This is a genomic window from Phyllobacterium myrsinacearum, from assembly GCF_002980555.1.
GTDB lineage: Bacteria > Pseudomonadota > Alphaproteobacteria > Rhizobiales > Rhizobiaceae > Phyllobacterium > Phyllobacterium myrsinacearum.
This window is the reverse complement of sequence record NZ_PVBT01000002.1, coordinates 586,530-605,001: the sequence shown is the minus strand read 5'-3', so window position 1 is coordinate 605,001 and position 18,472 is coordinate 586,530. Positions and strand designations below refer to the sequence as shown.

At 57.7% G+C, this 18,472-nt stretch carries 11 protein-coding genes; 3 read left to right on the top strand and 8 right to left on the bottom strand.

Annotated features, from left to right (window positions below; all coding sequences use genetic code 11):
- Window positions 1–44 precede the first annotated feature (44 nt).
- The 5 genes from C5750_RS09650 to C5750_RS09630 form a co-directional block, all read right to left on the bottom strand.
- Window positions 45–6,326 carry a DUF4781 domain-containing protein gene (locus C5750_RS09650; RefSeq protein ID WP_105733641.1) on the bottom strand — a complete coding sequence of 2,094 codons (6,282 nt, stop codon included), beginning with the start codon at window positions 6,324–6,326 and terminating at the stop codon, window positions 45–47.
- A 195-nt stretch (window positions 6,327–6,521) separates the two neighbouring features.
- Window positions 6,522–7,013, bottom strand: coding sequence for an SRPBCC family protein (locus C5750_RS09645; RefSeq protein ID WP_245421078.1), 492 nt, complete (start codon window positions 7,011–7,013; stop codon window positions 6,522–6,524).
- Window position 7,014: 1 nt separating this feature from the next.
- Window positions 7,015–8,118: an ABC transporter ATP-binding protein gene (locus tag C5750_RS09640; RefSeq protein ID WP_105733639.1), complete on the bottom strand. Its 1,104-nt coding sequence runs from the start codon at window positions 8,116–8,118 to the stop codon at window positions 7,015–7,017.
- A 23-nt stretch (window positions 8,119–8,141) separates the two neighbouring features.
- The gene (locus tag C5750_RS09635) at window positions 8,142–10,298 is read right to left on the bottom strand and encodes an ABC transporter permease (RefSeq protein WP_105733885.1); all 2,157 of its coding nucleotides are present in this window, start codon (window positions 10,296–10,298) and stop codon (window positions 8,142–8,144) included.
- Window positions 10,299–10,370: 72 nt separating this feature from the next.
- Complete coding sequence (locus C5750_RS09630) at window positions 10,371–11,390, bottom strand: ABC transporter substrate-binding protein (RefSeq protein WP_105733638.1); 1,020 nt, start codon at window positions 11,388–11,390, stop codon at window positions 10,371–10,373.
- 227 nt (window positions 11,391–11,617) lie between these two features.
- Here C5750_RS09630 and C5750_RS09625 point away from each other — a divergent pair, with 227 nt between their 5' ends.
- From C5750_RS09625 to C5750_RS09615, 3 genes are all read left to right on the top strand, one after another.
- Window positions 11,618–12,361, top strand: coding sequence for a response regulator transcription factor (locus C5750_RS09625; RefSeq protein WP_280952404.1), 744 nt, complete (start codon window positions 11,618–11,620; stop codon window positions 12,359–12,361).
- Window positions 12,358–14,424 carry a sensor histidine kinase gene (locus tag C5750_RS09620; RefSeq protein ID WP_105733636.1) on the top strand — a complete coding sequence of 689 codons (2,067 nt, stop codon included), beginning with the start codon at window positions 12,358–12,360 and terminating at the stop codon, window positions 14,422–14,424. The genes C5750_RS09625 and C5750_RS09620 overlap by 4 nt, the downstream gene beginning before the upstream one ends.
- Window positions 14,425–14,604: 180 nt before the next feature.
- Window positions 14,605–15,627, top strand: coding sequence for an LLM class flavin-dependent oxidoreductase (locus tag C5750_RS09615; protein ID WP_105733884.1), 1,023 nt, complete (start codon window positions 14,605–14,607; stop codon window positions 15,625–15,627).
- Window positions 15,628–15,653: 26 nt separating this feature from the next.
- On the opposite strand, the gene C5750_RS09610 is transcribed toward C5750_RS09615, so the two are convergent.
- Genes C5750_RS09610 through C5750_RS09600 form a run of 3 tightly spaced genes read right to left on the bottom strand, consistent with a single transcriptional unit; the run spans window position 15,654 to window position 18,444 of the window.
- Window positions 15,654–16,448, bottom strand: coding sequence for an ABC transporter permease (locus C5750_RS09610; protein WP_105733635.1), 795 nt, complete (start codon window positions 16,446–16,448; stop codon window positions 15,654–15,656).
- 5 nt (window positions 16,449–16,453) lie between these two features.
- Entirely contained in the window at window positions 16,454–17,338 is an 885-nt protein-coding gene (locus C5750_RS09605; RefSeq protein ID WP_105733634.1) for an ABC transporter permease, read from the bottom strand.
- Window positions 17,335–18,444 (bottom strand): ABC transporter ATP-binding protein, encoded by a 1,110-nt coding sequence (locus C5750_RS09600; RefSeq protein WP_105733633.1) that lies wholly within the window; start codon window positions 18,442–18,444, stop codon window positions 17,335–17,337. Before C5750_RS09600 ends, C5750_RS09605 begins: the two co-directional genes overlap by 4 nt.
- Window positions 18,445–18,472: the final 28 nt, after the last annotated feature.

The window sequence follows — 18,472 nt, the reverse complement described above, 5'->3', positions numbered from 1 at the left end:
AGACAGAACAGATCTGTATGAGCTGATACACCCGCCATCCCAACTCAGGCAGAAAGAGCCATATCGCTCCTATCGGCATCCACAGCGAGGAGCTTGACCATGTCAACGGCCGAGCTGCGCATGTTCTCCCAAGCGAATACCGAACTGCTTGGGCCTGCCTCCTCGTATTTCGCCCGCTCTTTCGAGCCGGCATAGGCCGGATCAAGCATCACCTCCGCCCTGCGCAAATGAAAACTCAGCTCATCTTCGACGCTGCCGGATCCTGTCGGCATGGTGAAGTTGATCGGCTTCAAGCCCGCGCGCGCAGTCGGCGTGATGACGGTTGGCGTTGAACCGCCCGTTGCAGGCGCCCGCGTGGTTGGCAGGACGGTCGTCGGCGCAGGCGGCAAAGTCGTTCTTGGCACCGGTCCGGGGCTCAAAGGCTGTTTATCGCTGAACGCCCAGGTCGTCAGTTCGACCAGTTTGTCCAGATTTGACTTGTCCTTGCCGTTATCCTTGCTGTCGGAAAGCATGAAATCAACAAGGAGGTAAAGCGGCACGCCAAAACTTGTGGCAATGCCGAGTGCCCGCATGCCTTCATTGACACCGCTGGGCATTTTTGGCCACCATGACGGCGGACGCTGGGCAACATACCAGGTGAGACCGCCAAGGGCCTGCAGGCCATAGAGCCCGGCCTTCAAGCCGCCACCCGGCATCGTCGCGGCAACGGTTCCGAGCAGCGCAAAACCGGGCAGGCTGTATTTCCAGGCCGTCTTGTCGCTCTCAAAATTCATGTCATCTTTCTTGGCATCCAGCTCTTTTACCCTTGCCTCTTTCTCCGGGGTCATGGGCCCCCGTTCCATCTTGATATCCGCAAGGTTCTGTACCGCCTTGAGATAGGCTGTCTGAATCAGAACCGCCGGCAGGGCGCGCAGCAAATTACCCCCATCCTGGCTAACCCACTGGACCCAGTTCATATCACCCGAATGTTTGCTCAGCATGATGGCAGCCAAGGCGTTGACCGGAGCTGCCAAGGCACCAGCCTTGAAGGCGTAGCCCAAATGCGTCTCGGGTGACATCGAACTGCTGACCAGTTTCTCCGCCCGCTTCCAATCGACAGTGCCCTTGCTGTCATTGTCCTGGTGCTCGAATTTGGCCAGGAGATATTCATGCAGATCGCTATAGGCTTTGCGCGCATCCTCCGTGCGGCTGTATCTGGCGTAAGCTGGGCCAAACGCCTCCTGATCCGCCGCATAAAGATCATCAATCCTTTCCCGCGCGCCGGCAATATTATCGGGATCAACCTGCTTATCCACCGCGTATTTGACCCGCTTGTCCATCTTATCGAGGGTCTTTTCCTCAGCAAGGCTCGGAGGCTTCAGGTTGTCAGTGTTGGCCTTGGGCAACAGCGACCGGTCCCCTCGCAGCGCCTCATCACGCGCTTCCTTATAGGCACGTCCCAATTTGGCGACTTCCTTGAGGGTTGCGATCAGCGCGTCTCTTTGGGCTTGCGACGGTTTGGCCGTTCCAGTCAGCCCGCTTTTGTTGAGCAGACTTTCTGCCTTCTTGATCGCACGCGCCTCGTTGCCAAGCATGGCATAGCCAAACGCCCGCTGAACACCATGGTTGTTCGTCCACCAGGCCAGTTTCGAGCCGTTGGAACGAACGGCCAGAATGAAAGCGGAAGATGGTCCGCCAAGCACGCTGGAAACACCGGAGAAGCCGACCGACCGCTTGAGCGTTTCGGCGACCACATTCACCCCGACAACACTCGTCTTGATAAGTCCTGTTTTGAGCTGCGGAGGATTGCGCTCACCCATGACGTCAAGCAGTTCACGCCGCTTCTCATTGGCGCCCCGTCGCCGCTGGGCATAAAGCAGAGCGGATAGCTGCTCGTCCGTTTCCAGCTTATCGGGATTGACCGCTTTTGCCTGCTTGCGGCGCAGGGATTGCAGATCTTCGGGGGTCAGCAGCGCGACCTCTTCATCGGAGAGATTCTTGATCTCCTTGGGCTTGGTGAGAAGCGTAATGACCGGTTTGAAGGGGCCATCCGGGACCGCAACGTTGGTCACGCCGACAGGAGTGCTTTCATTGCTTCCCGCCGCGGGCTGCACCGTCTGCTTGGGAGCAGATGTTCCTTGATCGCGCCGCTTCTTTGCTGTCTCAAGCGCCGCAAGCTGTTCATCATTGAGGCTACCTTTGGCTGCCTTCCTAATGCTCGCCGCCTGTGCTGGCGTGAGGTTCTCAAAATCACTGGGCTCCAATCGCGCAAGCTGCCCGGGGAGCAGAGAACCCACCTGCTCGGGCGTCGTGTGAGCTGTGATCTCCGGTTTGCTGTAGGTGATCGAACCGATGCCATTCTTTGGATCCGTCCCCGTATGCAGCGGGCTGACCACTCCGGGAATATCGAAGAGCCCGGGGGGCGGTCCGGCATCCGGATCTTTTCCCATCTGGCGCTGGAAGGCCTTCCAAATCTCAATCGGGTCCTTCGGCTGCCCCGCCGCAGAGAGGTTACGGGGTTCCGGCAGAGAATTAGCGAATTTCCGGTATTCATCCAATGTCTTGAACACCGGCGTATTGCTGCTCGCCGGCCTGGCGTTTCCAGCATTGACAAGTGGTTGCGAGGCAGGTGACGGATCATCACCTCTGTTTTCAGAATTGCCTTTGCCCGGCCGCGTCATCATCAGTCCGCGCACACCAAACCCGGTCCCGACCGTGCCGGTTGCAACGCCTGTCACAGCATTGAAAAGGTCAAGACCCTTCATGTTGCCCGAAGCGATGTCATGCACCGACACAGCAACCATCGGAACGCCGATGCCAAGGGACGACCAGTCCAATCCGCGCGCTGTACGGTTCAGCTTACCGCCATTGCTCATATATTCCGCGGCTTTCAGTGCCATTGGCGATTCTGCCCTCAGAGCGCCGATACTGCCCCTGGCTGCCTGCAACACCGACATGTCGGAGACCGTGCGGAACATGCCAAGCGTGCGCAATCCGCCCGCCGCCATGGGGATGAACGAGCTGGCAACCGATCCCATATTCATCCAGGATTCCGAATCGCCCCACTCGCCGCCATGCTGGAGATAATTGATCTGCCGGGCAATCGCCCGGCCGCCGAGGTACGCGCCGCCGCCCATGGCTATGGGTGCGGCGACCGGGGCGAATGGCGGGATGAAAGAGGCAACCGTCGCAACGGTGGTGATGGTCCCGACCACGGGATCGATGATTTTCTCCGCAACCGTGAAATTGCGCGCACTGACGACTTCAAGCGGGATGGTTGAATCCGGACTCTGCCGCATGTCGAGACTGCGCGGCACGACCAGCCGGCCACCTTCGCCGAACTGGGTGTTGTTGTCCTGGAAATCCTGCAGGCTTTCAAAGTGCTTGCCTGTCACATCGACATAATAGACCTTGCCGCCGCCGCTCTTGACCGCAATCAATGCCGTCTGTTGGGAACCCTCCTCCTGATTGACATGGAACATGGGTACAATTTTGTACTGGACGTTGTCCCCGGCGATGTCATGCACTTCTCCGGTGATTTTCTTCAGCGTTTCAGCATTCTGCCCCGGCGTCAGTCCGAAGGCCTGCGTAACGGTGGCATCAAGTTCTTTTCCGCCCTTTATGCCTTTGAAATCATTTGTATAACCTGATTTGTAGAGGTCATTGAACTTGAGTTGATATTCACCGAGGGCCTCGTCCCTGCGCTTGTCGAGATAGGCATATTCCGTATTCTTGCCGTAGGAATCGGAGCCTTTATCGACCATGAGCTTGATCGGCTGCGTCAAGGCAAAATTGAGGCGATTGCGGGCGGCATGGGCCTCGTCGCGGGCACGCTCGGCTGCCTGCTTCTGGGCCGATGCCGTATCCAGCGCAAGCTGCGCATTGGCCACCTCCGGATGCACCCACACCCACTGTCCGTCCATCTGGACACGGACGCGCTCGCCGTCCGCCGGGTCATTTCCCGCGTCCTTGCCGGCTGGTTTTGTATAAGCCGCATTGACGGCATTGGAGCCGTTCGGCTTGCTGTCAGCCGGAGCGTCGGGCGTGCCTGCACCATATTTCGCGATGGCGTCGTCGCGGGCTTTTTTCAGTTCCGGAATCGCCTTGTCAAGGTCCTTGATCTGCAGATCAAGGTCGCTGATCTGCACGTCCTTGATTGCTTCCCCGGCCGAGATAACCGCCTGTTGTGCGCCCCTAAGGCCGCCCAGCCCGCAATTGCCCTCCGGGCCGTCGACAAGCGATTGCCACTGCTTGTTGAGCTCGCGATCCTTGAATTCACCGCGTACATTCTTGTCGTTGCGGGCGAATGTCAGCTGGACCCGTTTTGTGCCGCCATGTTCATAGGTTGTCTCGACATAGAGCTGATTGTCCTTGGGGTCCTCGACAACCTTTTGATCCTTTATCTTACCGAGATAATCGCCGCCATAAGTGCTGTTTTTCTTGTTCCAATCGTAACGGTCCGGATTGTTCTTGATGTCTTCCGCGATGATTTTCTGCTTTATACCCTGGCCGGTTACCTGCAGATCGGCCGCTGTCTTGTTGGCATCGTGATAGGTTTGATAGACCTCAGCGGCATGGACATTCTTGCCCGCTTTGTCCTGTTGAGACAGTGCCTGGTCAAGCAGCTGTTTGGCTTCTGTATTTTCCTTCGAACCCGGCTTTGTCGCGGCAAGGTTCTCCTGCCTTATGCCAACGAGATAGTCGGCGAAGGCTTTGTCGCCGTTGGCCGTATGCGTATTCGCCTTGGCAAAAAGATCATTCACTTCGGCATTTTTGGCATTCCATTCAATCGACGCCGTTTCCGGATCGTAATGTGACGATGAAGACGTCACGGTTGGTACATCTTTTCTGACCGGGGGCGGCAGTTGCGCCTGTTTGGCGATCGCTTCCCCGGTAAGCCGCTCGGCCTCGGCATATTCCTTCGCGGTTGTGCTGGCCGTTGTCAGCTGCGTGCCGGCGGTTGCGAGCTGTTGCCGCGCTTCCTCAAGCGTGCCCGTGCCTTCCGGCCGCTCCCAGACGAGATCATGGGGCGCCAAAGATTTGTCGAGAATCTTTCCCGCACCGTTCATCGCCGATTTATAATCCGGATCAAGGGCATAGACGTTCAACTGATCGTTCGCCTGCTTCATCTTTGCGGAAGCTTCAATCAGCTTGGCGCCGGCGGTGTTTTCCGCGGCCATCGCCTTGGCAACCTCGGGATCAACCCAGAGTTCACCGACCTGAACCCAGCTTTTACCCGATGGGGCCTTGGGCTGTGCCGGTGTTCCAGTCTGCCCGGCACCGTATTTATCAATGGCAGCCTTCGTCTCGCCAGCCTTGGCCTGAGCCGCAGCATCAAGATCCTTGTAGTTCTGCCCCAGCAGCATGCCGTCAATGACGGTTTTGACGACAGCCCCCTTCTTTGCCTCTGCCGCATCACTGCTGTTGGGGTTGACATCGAACAGCGCCTTGGCCAGCGACGCTTCAGGCGTTCCGGGCTTCATCGCAAGCTGAATGCCATCCGCTTGCCTTACAAGGACGGAACTGCCGTCCGGCGCGGTTGTCAGCTCGTAGCCATTGAATGAAAGCTTCTCGGTCTTGCGCGTTTCATCACCGTTTTTCTCGGTGATGGTTTGCGTCAGCCGCTTGTCCGCGTCGATCGTGGTCTCGGTAACCTTGCCAGCCTTCGGATCCTCGACGCGGGTGGTGGTCTCACCCTTTTTCGTATCGTTGACCGTGCGGCTGCTCGAGCCGTCGCCAAACTGGGTCTGCGTTACCTCTTTGCCATCTGCATCCGTGACTTGCGATGTGGTCCCACCATGCTGGTAATCGTCGTAAAACGTGGCAACGACCTTGCTGGTTGACTTGTCGATGATCTCGGTGGTTTTGACATCGCCATTGTTGCTGACCGGGTCGGTGGTTTTGACCTGCAGGCCCGCCGCATCAATCGCTGCCGTGACATCCGAAACCTTCAGCTTGCGGTCGGCAGCGATTTGTTCGATCGATTTACCGCCCTTTACATCCGCGGATATCAGTTTCGGATCAACAGGCGGCGGGGTTTCCTTTTGCGTTGCGACGGCCTTTTTGAAATTCGTTTCCGCAGGATCCGCAAGGGGTTCGACTTTCGGAATGACCAGAACCACCCCCGGCTCCACCACCTGATCCACGCGCAGTTTATTGGCCTTGGCAATGGCCTCACCGCCGTCGGTGTGGCCCAATGCCTTGGCAATTATTTGAGGTGTCTGATTTTTGGCGGCGGTATAGGTGGGTTTTGCAGCCGCTGCAGCCGCAGCGGCAATCGCGTTCTGCCGCAATATTTCAATGTCACGGAAGAATTTTGCAAAAAGAATACCATCGGGACCAAACATGAAATCACCTATGTCTCGGGCAAAGCCCAGTTGCTCTGCTTGGCGGCCATCGGCATGCCCGCCCCAGGATACTCATTAACACTCATACATTATGTGATCGTATATTGTGATAGATATGTGAGCTATTCCGGCATTTTTTTGATTACAAAACTTACAGCCCTGCACCCCGTCTTCCCATGACCGGCTTTCACGCAGTCACATTGCAAACCCTGTCCCAAACAAGCGTCCTGCGTACCATTGTACGTGATCGGGTATGGATTCGTTGTCAAAACTGATGCCCTGCTCGCAATAGGTCTGGGTGCAACCCGTAGCGGTATCGGCGAAGGAAATCGTCACTGTGCCGAGATATACAAGCTTGTGACGGCGTTTGATTGTGAGGACATATGTGATGCGTTTCCCTTCAACAATCTCTTCATATCGTTGCCTCGCGCGATACCATCTGCCGTCGGGCGCACCGAAACCAAAGATTGTTTCGCCATCGATACGAAAGTCAAAGCTGACATAGGAAAACAGATTGCCGCTGCGGTCCCGCCGCAGATGAAGATCGATCGGACGCGTCCATGCGTTGAACGCGGCCTGTGCCGGCATATCCAGTCGCCTCTCGAAGACGGCAGTACCGCGCTTTATCGCCCGCACCGGCATATCCTCCGGATTCGCATGATCAAGGCTTGTCCCCGGGCTCGCCATCTCAAACAAGATGCAGTTTCGCAGGGTCGAGAATGATATTGACCTCGGTTCCATCCGGATGCCGGATCGAGGATACGTATTCAATATGGAACAGCCGGCCGATGGGTGTCTTGATACCGTAGAGAACGCGATCCCCCAAAAAGGCGGCTGATGTGATCGTGCCGGGCATGCCCGCGCCGGTACCGGTTGAAAATGAAATGGCGGCCGGCCGGATGACCAGCGTTGCATCGCCTTGCGCTACCGTGCTGGTTGGCACGGCAAACCGGTGGCTGTCATGAACATGCGCTACTCTGCTCCCGTCGGCGTCAACAGCCGCGACACAGGAGATCAGATTAGCCTCGCCGATAAAGCTGGCAATAAAGGCCGACCGGGGATTATGGTAAAGCTCGGCGGGGGAGCCCATTTGCGCAATCCTGCCCTGCTCCATCACAATGATGCGGTCGGATACCGCCATTGCCTCTTCCTGATCATGCGTGACGTAAACGGTCGTAACCCCGATCCTTTGCTGCAGCGTGCGGATTTCCTCACGTACATACCGTCTCAGCTTCGCATCAAGATTGGAGAGCGGTTCGTCGAGCAGCAGAACCTCCGGTTCAAGCACGATGGCGCGGGCAAGAGCAACACGTTGCTGCTGGCCTCCGGACAGCTCGCTCGGAAGACGCGGGCCGAAGCCGGCAAGGCCAACCAGCGACAGTGCATCTTCCGCCATGTCTCGGGCCAAAGGCGTTTTCAAACCGCCCATGCGCAGTCCGTAGGCCACATTGTCCAGCACTGTCAGGTGTGGAAACAGGGCGTAGGACTGAAACACCATGGAAACGTTGCGATATGTCGCCGGAAGCCGGGAAACATCCGTTCCGCCAATGGCAAGGGTTCCCGTGGTCGGCAGTTCCAGCCCGGCGATCATCCGCAATGTCGTGGTCTTACCGCAGCCGCTTGGCCCCAGCAGCGTGACCAGCTCCCCGCTCCTAATTTCGAGATCGATGCCGTCAACCGCGTGAACCACGCCGTATTTTTTCACGACGTTTCTGAAGACAATGCTGCCGCGTCCCTCATTCAGAGGGATACTGACCTGTTCGGCGGCCTGCCAGCGCGTGTCCAACTTCATTTTTCTATCCTCGTTCGGTTCAACTATGCGGCAACAGGACGTGGTGGCTGGTATCCGACCCGGTCTTCCCGCCGCAGACGCCGCTTGCCAAAGGCAAGCTGAAGCACGGTGACGACAATGAGCATGACGACGATCAGCACCGTCGAATAGGCAATCGCCAGGCCATAGCTGCCATTTTCCACCAGCCCGATGATGTAGGCCGTTGCCATGTTGTGATCCGCGCCAACCAGAAAAATGACGGCGCTGACGGATGTGATGGCCCGAATGAAACTGTAGGCGACGGCGGAGACAATCGCCGGGCGCATCAATGGCAGCACGACATGCCTCAGCGTCTTGAAGCTGTTGGCACCCAGTGTCAGAGATGCCTCATCCAGGCTGGCGTCGAGCTGCTTCATGGCAGCAACGCCGCCGCGAACGCCCACCGGCATGTTGCGGAATATGAAGCACAGAACAAGTATCGTCCCAGTGCCCGTCAGCTCGATTGGCGCGCTGTTGAACGCGAGGATATAGCTCACGCCGACAACCGTTCCGGGCACGGCAAAGCTCAACATCGTCAGGAACTCGAAGGTGCTTCGGCCGGCAAATTTCTGCCGCACAAGCAGCCAGGCCGTCAGGAGACCAAGTGCTGCCGTCAGCGGAGCCGCAATGGCTGAGATACTGATGGTCGTCCAGAACGAGTCCCAGGCTGCGCCCTTCCACCAGATGCCGCCATCAGACCAGCCAATGTCGAATGCTTCCCTGTAATGGGCAAATGTCAGCGTGTGATCCTGTCCCCAGAGCCGGACAACGCCGCCATAGAACACCATCACATAGATTGTTGTTGTGAAGACCATCCACGGCAGTGTGAGGCCATAGACAATCGCCTTGTGACCGGTCGACAGCATGCTGTTTGCGCCATTGTCGGCTTTGCCCGTGATGGTGGTGAAATTTGTGCGTCCCAGCCATCGCTTCTGGACAATGAAAACGGTCAGCGTCAGCACCAGAAGAATGAGCGATAAAACCGCGGCGCGCATCATATTGGCCTGCGCGCCGACAATGGCAAAGTAGATCTCCGTCGACAGCACATTGTCGCCGCCGCCAAGCACGACCGGATTGCCGAAATCCGCCAGGCTTTCGATAAAGGCCAATAGGAACGCATTGGCGATGCCCGGCTTCATCAAGGGCAGCGAAACCGTGCGCAACGTCGATGACAGGTCAGCACGCAAGGTCTGCGATGCTTCTTCCAGCGAAGGACTAATACCCTGGACAACACCTGTCAGTACAAGAAACGCGATAGGCGTGAACGCCAGCGTTTGACCGAGCCAGATTCCCCACAGGCCATAGAGCCAGCGGCTGGCTTCCAGCCCCAGGAGACCCGACATGATATCCGTGACAAAGCCTGCACGGCCAAACAACAGGATCAGGGCCAGGCCGATCACGAACGGCGGGGTGATGATCGGCAGAACAGCCAGCGCACGCAGGAGCGGCTTTCCCGGAAAGCGGGTCCGGCTCATGAGAAGGGCAAAGGCAAGCCCCAGTACGGTTGTGCTTGTCGCGGTCAGAAGACCCAGAATAATCGAATTGATTGCAACACCACACCGCGATTTTCCCGCAATGCAACCGACGCTCCAGATATCGCCGCCCATGGCGATATGAAGGGCACCGGGAAGGCTGAACGCACCCTGTCTGTCCACAAATGCCTGGACCAGGATTTGCGCAATCGGATAGAACACAAACAGCACGATCAGCGCACACACGCCGGCAATCGACGAGACGACGAATGCATCGCGATTATCCCTGCCGAGGCGCGACCACAGATGGGTTGCCGACAAGAAAAGCATCGTCATGACGATTGTTGCGCCGTAACCAAGCGACCGGATCACAGTGCCGCCGGCAAACGCATCGATGACAATAGCGGCCAGCGCAAGGATCGTTGCGGCGAGCGAGAACAGGAGCAGCAGGCGCGAGGCCGGTTTGATGAATCCAATCGCAACGAGGAACAGAAGCACGGCCGCCGGAATTGCCATTGCAGCGTCGCGAAACAGAACCAGCCGGAGCAATCCCGATGCGCCGGCTTCCGACAGAAGGCCGCCCGCATCAATCCAGTCCCGTTCGAATATGCCGTATTCAACGCCGTACCAGGGCGCCAGGCAATAGGCCGCCAGACCCAGCATTGCGATGAGTTGAAGTGAGCGATTCATGATGTCTATCTTGAAATCGGATCCCAACAGCGTGGGGATCACAGGTGTCGACAATGCCGGGGGTGAGAAGGCCTATTGCGCGTCGGCCGCCTTTATCTCGGTCGCAAAGCGCGCAAGCAGCCTGTCGCGGGTTTCAGAAGCGCCATAGATGGCAAAGTCATAGTCAATCAGCTTCAACGAAGTGATGTCGGGGGCGCCGTCCGGCACTTCTGACTTTGCATTGGATGGCACCTGGTTTTGTCCCGCCGCCTTGCCCGTGGCCTGCCCTTCGGGACTCAAGGCATAATCGACAAAGGCTTTGGCGCTTTCAATGTTGCGGGCGCCCTTGACGATGCTGACAGCACCAATCTCATAGCCGGTGCCTTCGCAGGGAGCGACGACCTCCAGCGGAAAGCCTGCCTGTTTCAGCGTGACCGCGTCATGCATGAAGGCGATGCCTATCAGCGTTTCGCCGCGTGCGGCCGCCTTTACCGGTGCCGAGCCGGACTTCGTATAACTATTGACGTTGGCATCAAGCGCCTTGAAGTATTTGAAACTTTCATCTTCACCGAACAGCTGCACCAGGGTCGCCAGCGCCGTATAAGCCGTGCCTGATGAGGCCGGGTTGGCGATCTGGATTTCGCCGCGATAGGTCCCGTTCGTCAGGTCTTTCCAGCACGTTGGTGCGGGGAGACCTTTTTTGCGCAGGATATCTGCATTGTAAGCAAAACCAAGCGCCCCGGCATAGATGCCCGATGCCTGTCCCTTGGATATTTCTTCAAAATTGTTTGCCCATCCCAGAAGATCGGCTTTGTTCGGCGACACGTATTTTTCCAGAAGGCCTTCGGATGCCGCCTGCAACTGCAGATCGCCGGTGCCGCCCCACCACACGTCAACCTTCGGATTGTCCTTCTCTGCGCGCAGCTGAGCCAGGATTTCACCGGTGCTTTTTCTGACCATGGAGACACGCGTGCCGGATTTTTGTTCGAAGCTGGTCTTCATTTCCGCGCACCAGCGTTCATCCGCACCGCACAGGACACTCAACCGCTCGGCCGACAATGCACCGCCCGTTGCGACAAAAAAAACGGCGGCCGTCAAAAGAAGCTTTTTCATCCCAATCCTCCCCGGAAACCGGTCAACGCCAAGGCGCTCACATCTGATCACATAAGAGAGTAATGAACGGGACTGCAATCGGCATTTCATTGCGTAGATGACATCCAGCCGCATTTTTCCTTTCAATTATTACAATCAGGCAGTGGTTGTACACATCACGGCTTGCTGACAATCCCTGTTACTCATATTAAAATAAAACCTGTGAGAATACTGTGAGGGATTCCGTCTTGAATAGTTCGCCGGTTCGAATTCTGATTGTTGAAGACGATCCAGATATGTCCGAAGTCATTGCGGATCTGGTGGAATCGGAGGGTTGGGAAGCCATTCGTGTCTTCTCGGCCGAAGAGGCGCTGGAAAAGATCGACGATACGTCCATCTCCCTCCTCCTGGTCGACCACAACCTGCCGGGTATTTCCGGCCGTTCGCTGGCGCAGCGGTTCCGGCGTGATACCGACAAGGGTATTATCATGGTGACGGCTGCGGGCAGCTCGATTGACCGCGTGCTGGGGCTGGAAACGGCAGCCGACGATTACGTGGTCAAGCCATTCGAGCCGATTGAACTGGCTGCGCGGATCAAGGCTGTCCTGCGCCGGTCAACAGTGCCAAGCCGCCCAGCGGAACAACCTGACAGGCGCGAGAGCACCAGAACGATACGGATAGGCGACTGGCTGATCGATCTTGAAGCGCGCCTGGCCTATTCCACCAGCAATCCGCTCGCCACGCTCACAAACTCCGAATTCTCCCTGCTGGAAATCCTGGCGGCGAAACCCGGAATACCGATTGACCGGGTCGAAATCCTCCAGCGTCTGGGTTCAGATGGCCGGCTCTATATAGACCGCAACATCGACGTTCTTGTCCTCAGACTCAGGCGCAAGATCGAACGCAATCCCTCCATGCCAAAGCACATCAAGACCAATCGCGGCAAAGGCTACATGCTTGTTCTTGATCCAGCAGAGCAGGCTGTCCAGTGATTGCGGACCGGTTCTTCAATTCCATCGCTTTTCGCATCCCCCTTGCCATCGGCTTCATCTGTGCGCTCGTGCTGCTGTTGTCGCTCATGGCGGTCAAAAGCCTGACCGATGCGAAGACGCAAATGACATCCTATGGTGTACAGACCTATGCGGATCTCGCCGTAGCATCCAACATTTCGCGCCAGGCATCAGCCCTTCTTTCCTCCGCCCCCTTCATACTCAACACCACATCGCCGTACCGCCTGTCCGACGAAAGTCTGTCCATCGCGGAACAGATCGATTCCTTGAACGGGTATATTGCGCGCAATGGCGGATCATCCGGATCAACCGATACGCCGGGCACAGCCGAGCTGGTTGACGCCCTGGGATCGGTCCGTGCAACCACCCTGAAGCTGGCTGCCGCGGCAGAGGAAGCGCAGCTCTACAAGGACAGGATTACCCGGAGCCTTGAGGCGATCCGGCACGGCACAGGCCCCGAACCGGACCTGCAACTGAAACAGTTCGCGCTGAACGCTGCTTCTGCCGACAGCCTTTTCAGCCTCGGCGAAATACGCCGTTCGTATCTTCGCCGCTCCGCCGTGGCCCTCACCCCGGCATCTGCGGGGCAGCGCTCGGTACAGTACAGCATCTACGAGCAAATCTTTCAGATGCGCGAGATTTACCTGCGCCGGTTCATCGAGATGCGCAGCATCCTGAGCGAAATGCGCAATGCATCGCAAAAACTCACATCCGGGCTCGAACAACAGAGTCAGTTGCTCCGCAATGATTTCAATACCGGTGTTGCGGCCATATCCAACAATCTCGACAGCATGCGGACCTTCGTTCTCGCAACTGTGCTGCTTGTGATCATACTCTGCACCGTGACCATCTATTACTCGATCATTCGGGTATCGGCGGGAATCGCCCAGATTTCCGATGCATTGAACCGGCTGGCCAGAGGCGAAAGAGATGTCCGCCTGCCCGCCGTGGGCACGAACGAGACGGAGCTGCAGGATCTTATCCGGGCGTTCAATGCGTTCAAAAACAGTGTCGAGCGCTTCAATCACCTCCATATCCGGGCAACACGGGCGGCCCGCACGATCCGCTGGACGTTTCGCAGCATGAATGAAGGCATCGCCCTGTTTGATGCGAACGGAAAGGCCATGGCCATGAACCGGCGTATTGTCGAGTTCGCCGGCGTTGGAGCCGCGGCCCGGACCTGGAGCTTGCCGCAACTGGCTTCGGCCTTCACCATCTCCAGCGCTGGGCCCGTGCCGGATGGCGTGCCCAGTGTTACCCGTATCAGCAAAAACAACAGGATCCTTGAAGTTTCCCGTACGGATCAGCCGGGAGACCGCTCCATTGTCGTGGTGCGCGACATCACTGAACAGGAAAACCAGGAACAGGAGGTCCAGCGTGCCAAAAAGCTCGATGGCCTGGTGCGCCTCAGCCATCAGCTCAGCCACGAGCTTGGTAACATGATCGGAATTGTCGTTGGCAGCGTGGGAATGCTGGAGAAGATGGGCACCCTCACTGATCCGCAGAAACGCAACGTCGCCCGCATTCGCAAAGCCTCGGAACGCGGCAAGGAACTCGTTGAAGGCATGCTTTCCTTTGCCAGCAAACAGCACAATATTCCCGTTCGCTGCGACCTGCGGAAGACATTGCGCGGGGTCGAGGATGTTTTGCATGTCATACTGGGTCCGCGCATCAGTCTGACAATAGACGCGCCCGCAAACCTGCCTGATGTGTCGCTCGATCCGGCGCTGTTCGAGCAAGCCATCGTCAATATCTGCCGCAATTCCGCTGCCGCCATGCCTGACGGCGGTGACATCATCATTGCGCTCGAACACACCGCAGATCGCGTGCGTGTTGTCGTGACCGATACGGGCAAGGGTATCCCGCCTGAACTCATTGATCGTGTGTTCGAGCCTTATTTCACCACGCGCAGATCATCGGGTGGCACGGGGCTGGGGCTGGCAATCGTCTACGGCTTCGTGCGTCAGGCCAATGGTGACATAACCCTGACGTCGACCGTCAATGTCGGGACCACGATAACCATGTCATTCCTTGAAACTGCCTGACTTTACCTCGTTCCTGCAGGCCCGCCACAAGACACAAAAGCGCGCCATCCGGCTGCTGGTTCATACCGCTCCCATCCCACTCTTCGAACAGACTGTTCAACGGACTTACAACCACTGGTATCCGGCCCCATATTGAGCGCTCCCGAGCAAATGGGTTTGCTCCTTTTCAGGTGTGATATGATGAAAAAAATCGGTTTCCTTTCGTTTGGCCACTGGGCGCCTTCCCTGCAATCGCAAACCCGTTCGGCCGGAGACGCACTGCTTCAGTCGCTCGACCTGGCGGTCGCCGCCGAGGAGCTTGGCATCGACGGCGCCTATTTCCGTGTTCATCATTTCGCCCGGCAACTGGCCTCGCCCTTCCCGCTTTTGGCGGCCATTGGCGCGAAAACCAAGAATATCGAAATCGGCACGGCGGTCATCGATATGCGCTACGAGAACCCGTTCTACATGGCGGAGGATGCCGGTGCCGCGGACCTGATCTCCAACGGCCGGCTGCAGCTGGGGCTTAGCCGCGGCTCGCCGGAACAGGTCATCGACGGCTGGCGCTATTTCGGCTACCAGCCCGACGATGGTGCCACGGACGCCGATATGGGACGCCAGCACGCAGAGGTTTTCCTGGGTCTGCTCAGCGGCAAGGGCTTTGCCGAACCGAACCCCAGGCCGATGTTTCCGAACCCGCCCGGTCTGCTGCGCCTCGAACCGCATTCCGAAGGCCTGCGCAAGCGTATCTGGTGGGGCGCAAGCTCGAACGCGACGGCTGTGTGGGCGGCCAAGCTGGGTGTAAACCTGCAAAGCTCCACGCTGAAGAATGATGAGACCGGCGAGCCGTTCCATGTCCAGCAGGCCGCGCAGATACGGGCCTATCGCGACGCCTGGAAGGAAGCGGGCCACGATTGGACCCCGCGTGTTTCCGTCAGCCGGAGCATCTTTGCCTTGGTGAACGACCGCGATCGCGCCTATTTCGGCAACGGCAACAAGGAACAGGACTCCGTTGGTTACATCGATGAAAACACCAGAGCCATTTTCGGCCGCAGTTATGCCGCCGAGCCCGAAGCGCTCATCAAGGAGCTTGCACAGGATGAGGCCATCAAGGAAGCCGATACCCTGCTGCTGACAGTGCCCAACCAGCTGGGCGTCGACTACAATGCACACGTGCTTGAAGCGATCCTGAAGCACGTTGCGCCTGCCCTCGGATGGAAGTGAGGGCAGGTCAGAACAGGCGCCGCATCCTATTTTACGAAAGCTTTCGTCAGCCCCATGGTCCGGTCCACGATCATGACCACGGCGATTGTCATCAGGATCAGGAGAACCGAAACGCTTGCGACCAGCGGGTCCGCCTGGCTCTCGACGTGATGGAACAGCTCCACCGGCAGGGTCGTCATGCGCGGACCGGTGAGGAACAGCGTAATGACCACTTCGTCAAACGAAACGAGAAAACAGAGCGCCGTGGCGGCGACGATGCCCGGCGCCATCATCGGAAGCGTCACCTTTCTGAACACAATCAAAGGCTTGGCGCCGAGTGAGGAAGCAGCTTCTTCACAGGCAAGACTAAGATTCCCCAGAGATACCGACAGGACGCGCAGCGCATAGGGAAGCGTGATCACCAAATGACCGATGACGAGCCCGGTGAATGTCGCAAGCAATCCCGCCGACGCGAAAATCATCAGGATGGCCAATCCCAGAACGATCGTCGGCAGCAGCAATGGTGCGGTAAACAGGTTGAACAGGAATTCCGATCCGCGCACTTTCAATCGAACAATCGCATAGGACGCAGGTATCGCGATGATCAGCGACAGCACCGTCACCACGGCTGCAAGTCCGAGGCTGGTCAGGAAGGCACGCATCATCACGCTGTTTCCAAGCAGGGCCTCATACCATCGCAGCGACCAGGAACTCGGCGGAAAGGCAAGCACCCGATCACCGCTGAAGGAAATCGGAAACACGAGCAGCACCGGCGCAAGCAGGAAAAGAAACAAAAGGCCGACGGTCACGCGCATGAACCACGAGGTTGGGTTGTCTTCCATCGTCATTATCCTTGATCGATCATGCGCAGGACGCGCGAGTAAACCGCCAATGCTGCACCGAAGATGATCAGCACCAGCATGGAGAGCGTGGCGGCCAGCGGCCAGTTCAATGTTACGATTGCCTGATCATAAATCTCCGTCGCCAGCAGGAACACGCGGCCACCGCCCATCAGTTTCGGGGTGATGAACGATGAGATGGCAAGGACAAAGCAAAGAAGACAGCCAAGAGCGATACCGGGCAGTGTCAGGGGCAGGATAACGCGCCAGAATGTCCTGAACGGCGTCGCGCCCAATGTTCGGGCCGCCTCCTCGACCTTTGGATCCAGGCGGCCAAACCCCGCCATGAGCGACAGGATCATATAGGGCATGAGAATTTCGGTAAGGCCGATGACGACACCCGTCGTGTTGAACATCATCCGCGGCGGCTGAAATCCCATCGCGGCGATGACATTGGCAACCGGTCCCTGTTCCGCCAGAAGTGCTATCCAGCCGTAAGTCCGGACCACGGCCGAAGTCAGAAGCGGCGATATGACCAGGACTGTCAGAAACGTCCGCCAGGCACCTGAGGCCCGGTGGAGATAGAGCGCGATGGGATAGCTGGCCAGCAGCGTGGCAAGCGTGATCCCGAGACTGACCGCAACAGAATTGACGATCAGGTCCAGATAGAACCGATCCTGCAGCAATCCGGTCCAGTTGGCGGCGGTCAAGGTTTCGGCAATCCCGCCGCCGGGCAAGGCCTCGTTGAAGGACATTCTTGCCAGGTTGAGGACGGGAAGAATGAAACCGATGGCGTTCACCAGCGCAATGGGCAACAGCAGGACAACTGCAATCCCGGCTGCACTGGATCGTTTTGGGACATCGGCAGCCAGATCAAACGTTGCTGTGGTCATTGATCCGCTCCGAAAACGAACGTGTCTTCGACGGCCCAGGATAATACAGCCTGTTTACCCGGATGGTGACCGGCCTGAGACTTTATCGTCGACTCCTCGACAATGAACTCCGAGCCGTCGACATCGAAATGATACTGGATGACGTCGCCGACAAACGTGATCCGCGACAGCGACGCGGCAATACGGTTTGCTGTTTCGCCTTGCCGTTCGGTCCCGCTCCAATCAATGCGGATGCGATGCGGACGCACCATCACCATCACATCGCCCGGTTTTACGGAAGAAGCGGACCGGATCAGCGATGATCCAATGCCTATGCTGCCATCCGCGTTCCTGACACCCTTGATGCGATTGGTGCGCCCGACAAAGGAAGCCACGAAGGGTGTGGCGGGATGTTCGTAGATTTCATGCGGCGTTCCCACTTGTTCGATCAGTCCGCCCTTCATGACAACGATGCGGTCGCACATGCTCAGGGCTTCCACCTGGTCATGCGTCACAAAAACCGTGGTGATGCCGAGCTGCTGCTGGATATCCCTGATTTGCGTCCGCATCTCGTCGCGCAGTTTCGCATCGAGGTTCGAAAGCGGCTCATCGAGCAGCAGGATCGAGGGTTCGATCACGAGGGCGCGCGCCAATGCAACGCGTTGCTGCTGTCCGCCCGAAAGTTCCCGCGGCTTGCGTCCGGCAAGATGTTCAAGCTGAACCATCCCGAGAGCCCTGGTAACCTTCGCACCAATCTCAGCGCGGGACAGACCCCGCATTTCAAGGCCAAAGGCCACGTTCCTGGCCACCGTCATGTGGGGAAAAAGGGCGTAGCTCTGGAAGACCAGCCCCATGTCGCGGCCATGCGGGGCAATGCGGGTGACGTCGCGGCCGCCGACGGCGATCCTGCCGGCGGTCGGCGTGATAAGGCCGGCGATCATGCGCAGGGTCGTGGTCTTGCCGCAGCCGGAGGGACCAAGCAGGGCAATCAGCTCGCCCTTGCGAACCTCAAGATTCAGATTGGAAATGACTTCAATCAGGCCGTACTTCTTGTTGATGCCTTCGAGACAAAGATAAGGGTCTTTGACCGCTGCAACGCCGCTGCCTTTGATGGTTTGATGCATCATTCTAGCCTCCAAATTTTCTCTGCTGACA

Excerpts from the sequence above, each read along its gene's own strand:
- C5750_RS09650 (WP_105733641.1), bottom strand. The coding sequence starts at position 6,326 with ATGTTTGGTCCCGATGGTATTCTTTTTGCAAAATTCTTCCGTGACATT.
- C5750_RS09645 (WP_245421078.1), bottom strand. The coding sequence starts at position 7,013 with ATGGCGAGCCCGGGGACAAGCCTTGATCATGCGAATCCGGAGGATATG.
- C5750_RS09640 (WP_105733639.1), bottom strand. The coding sequence starts at position 8,118 with ATGAAGTTGGACACGCGCTGGCAGGCCGCCGAACAGGTCAGTATCCCT.
- C5750_RS09635 (WP_105733885.1), bottom strand. The coding sequence starts at position 10,298 with ATGAATCGCTCACTTCAACTCATCGCAATGCTGGGTCTGGCGGCCTAT.
- C5750_RS09630 (WP_105733638.1), bottom strand. The coding sequence starts at position 11,390 with ATGAAAAAGCTTCTTTTGACGGCCGCCGTTTTTTTTGTCGCAACGGGC.
- C5750_RS09615 (WP_105733884.1), top strand. The coding sequence starts at position 14,605 with ATGAAAAAAATCGGTTTCCTTTCGTTTGGCCACTGGGCGCCTTCCCTG.
- C5750_RS09610 (WP_105733635.1), bottom strand. The coding sequence starts at position 16,448 with ATGGAAGACAACCCAACCTCGTGGTTCATGCGCGTGACCGTCGGCCTT.
- C5750_RS09605 (WP_105733634.1), bottom strand. The coding sequence starts at position 17,338 with ATGACCACAGCAACGTTTGATCTGGCTGCCGATGTCCCAAAACGATCC.
- C5750_RS09600 (WP_105733633.1), bottom strand. The coding sequence starts at position 18,444 with ATGATGCATCAAACCATCAAAGGCAGCGGCGTTGCAGCGGTCAAAGAC.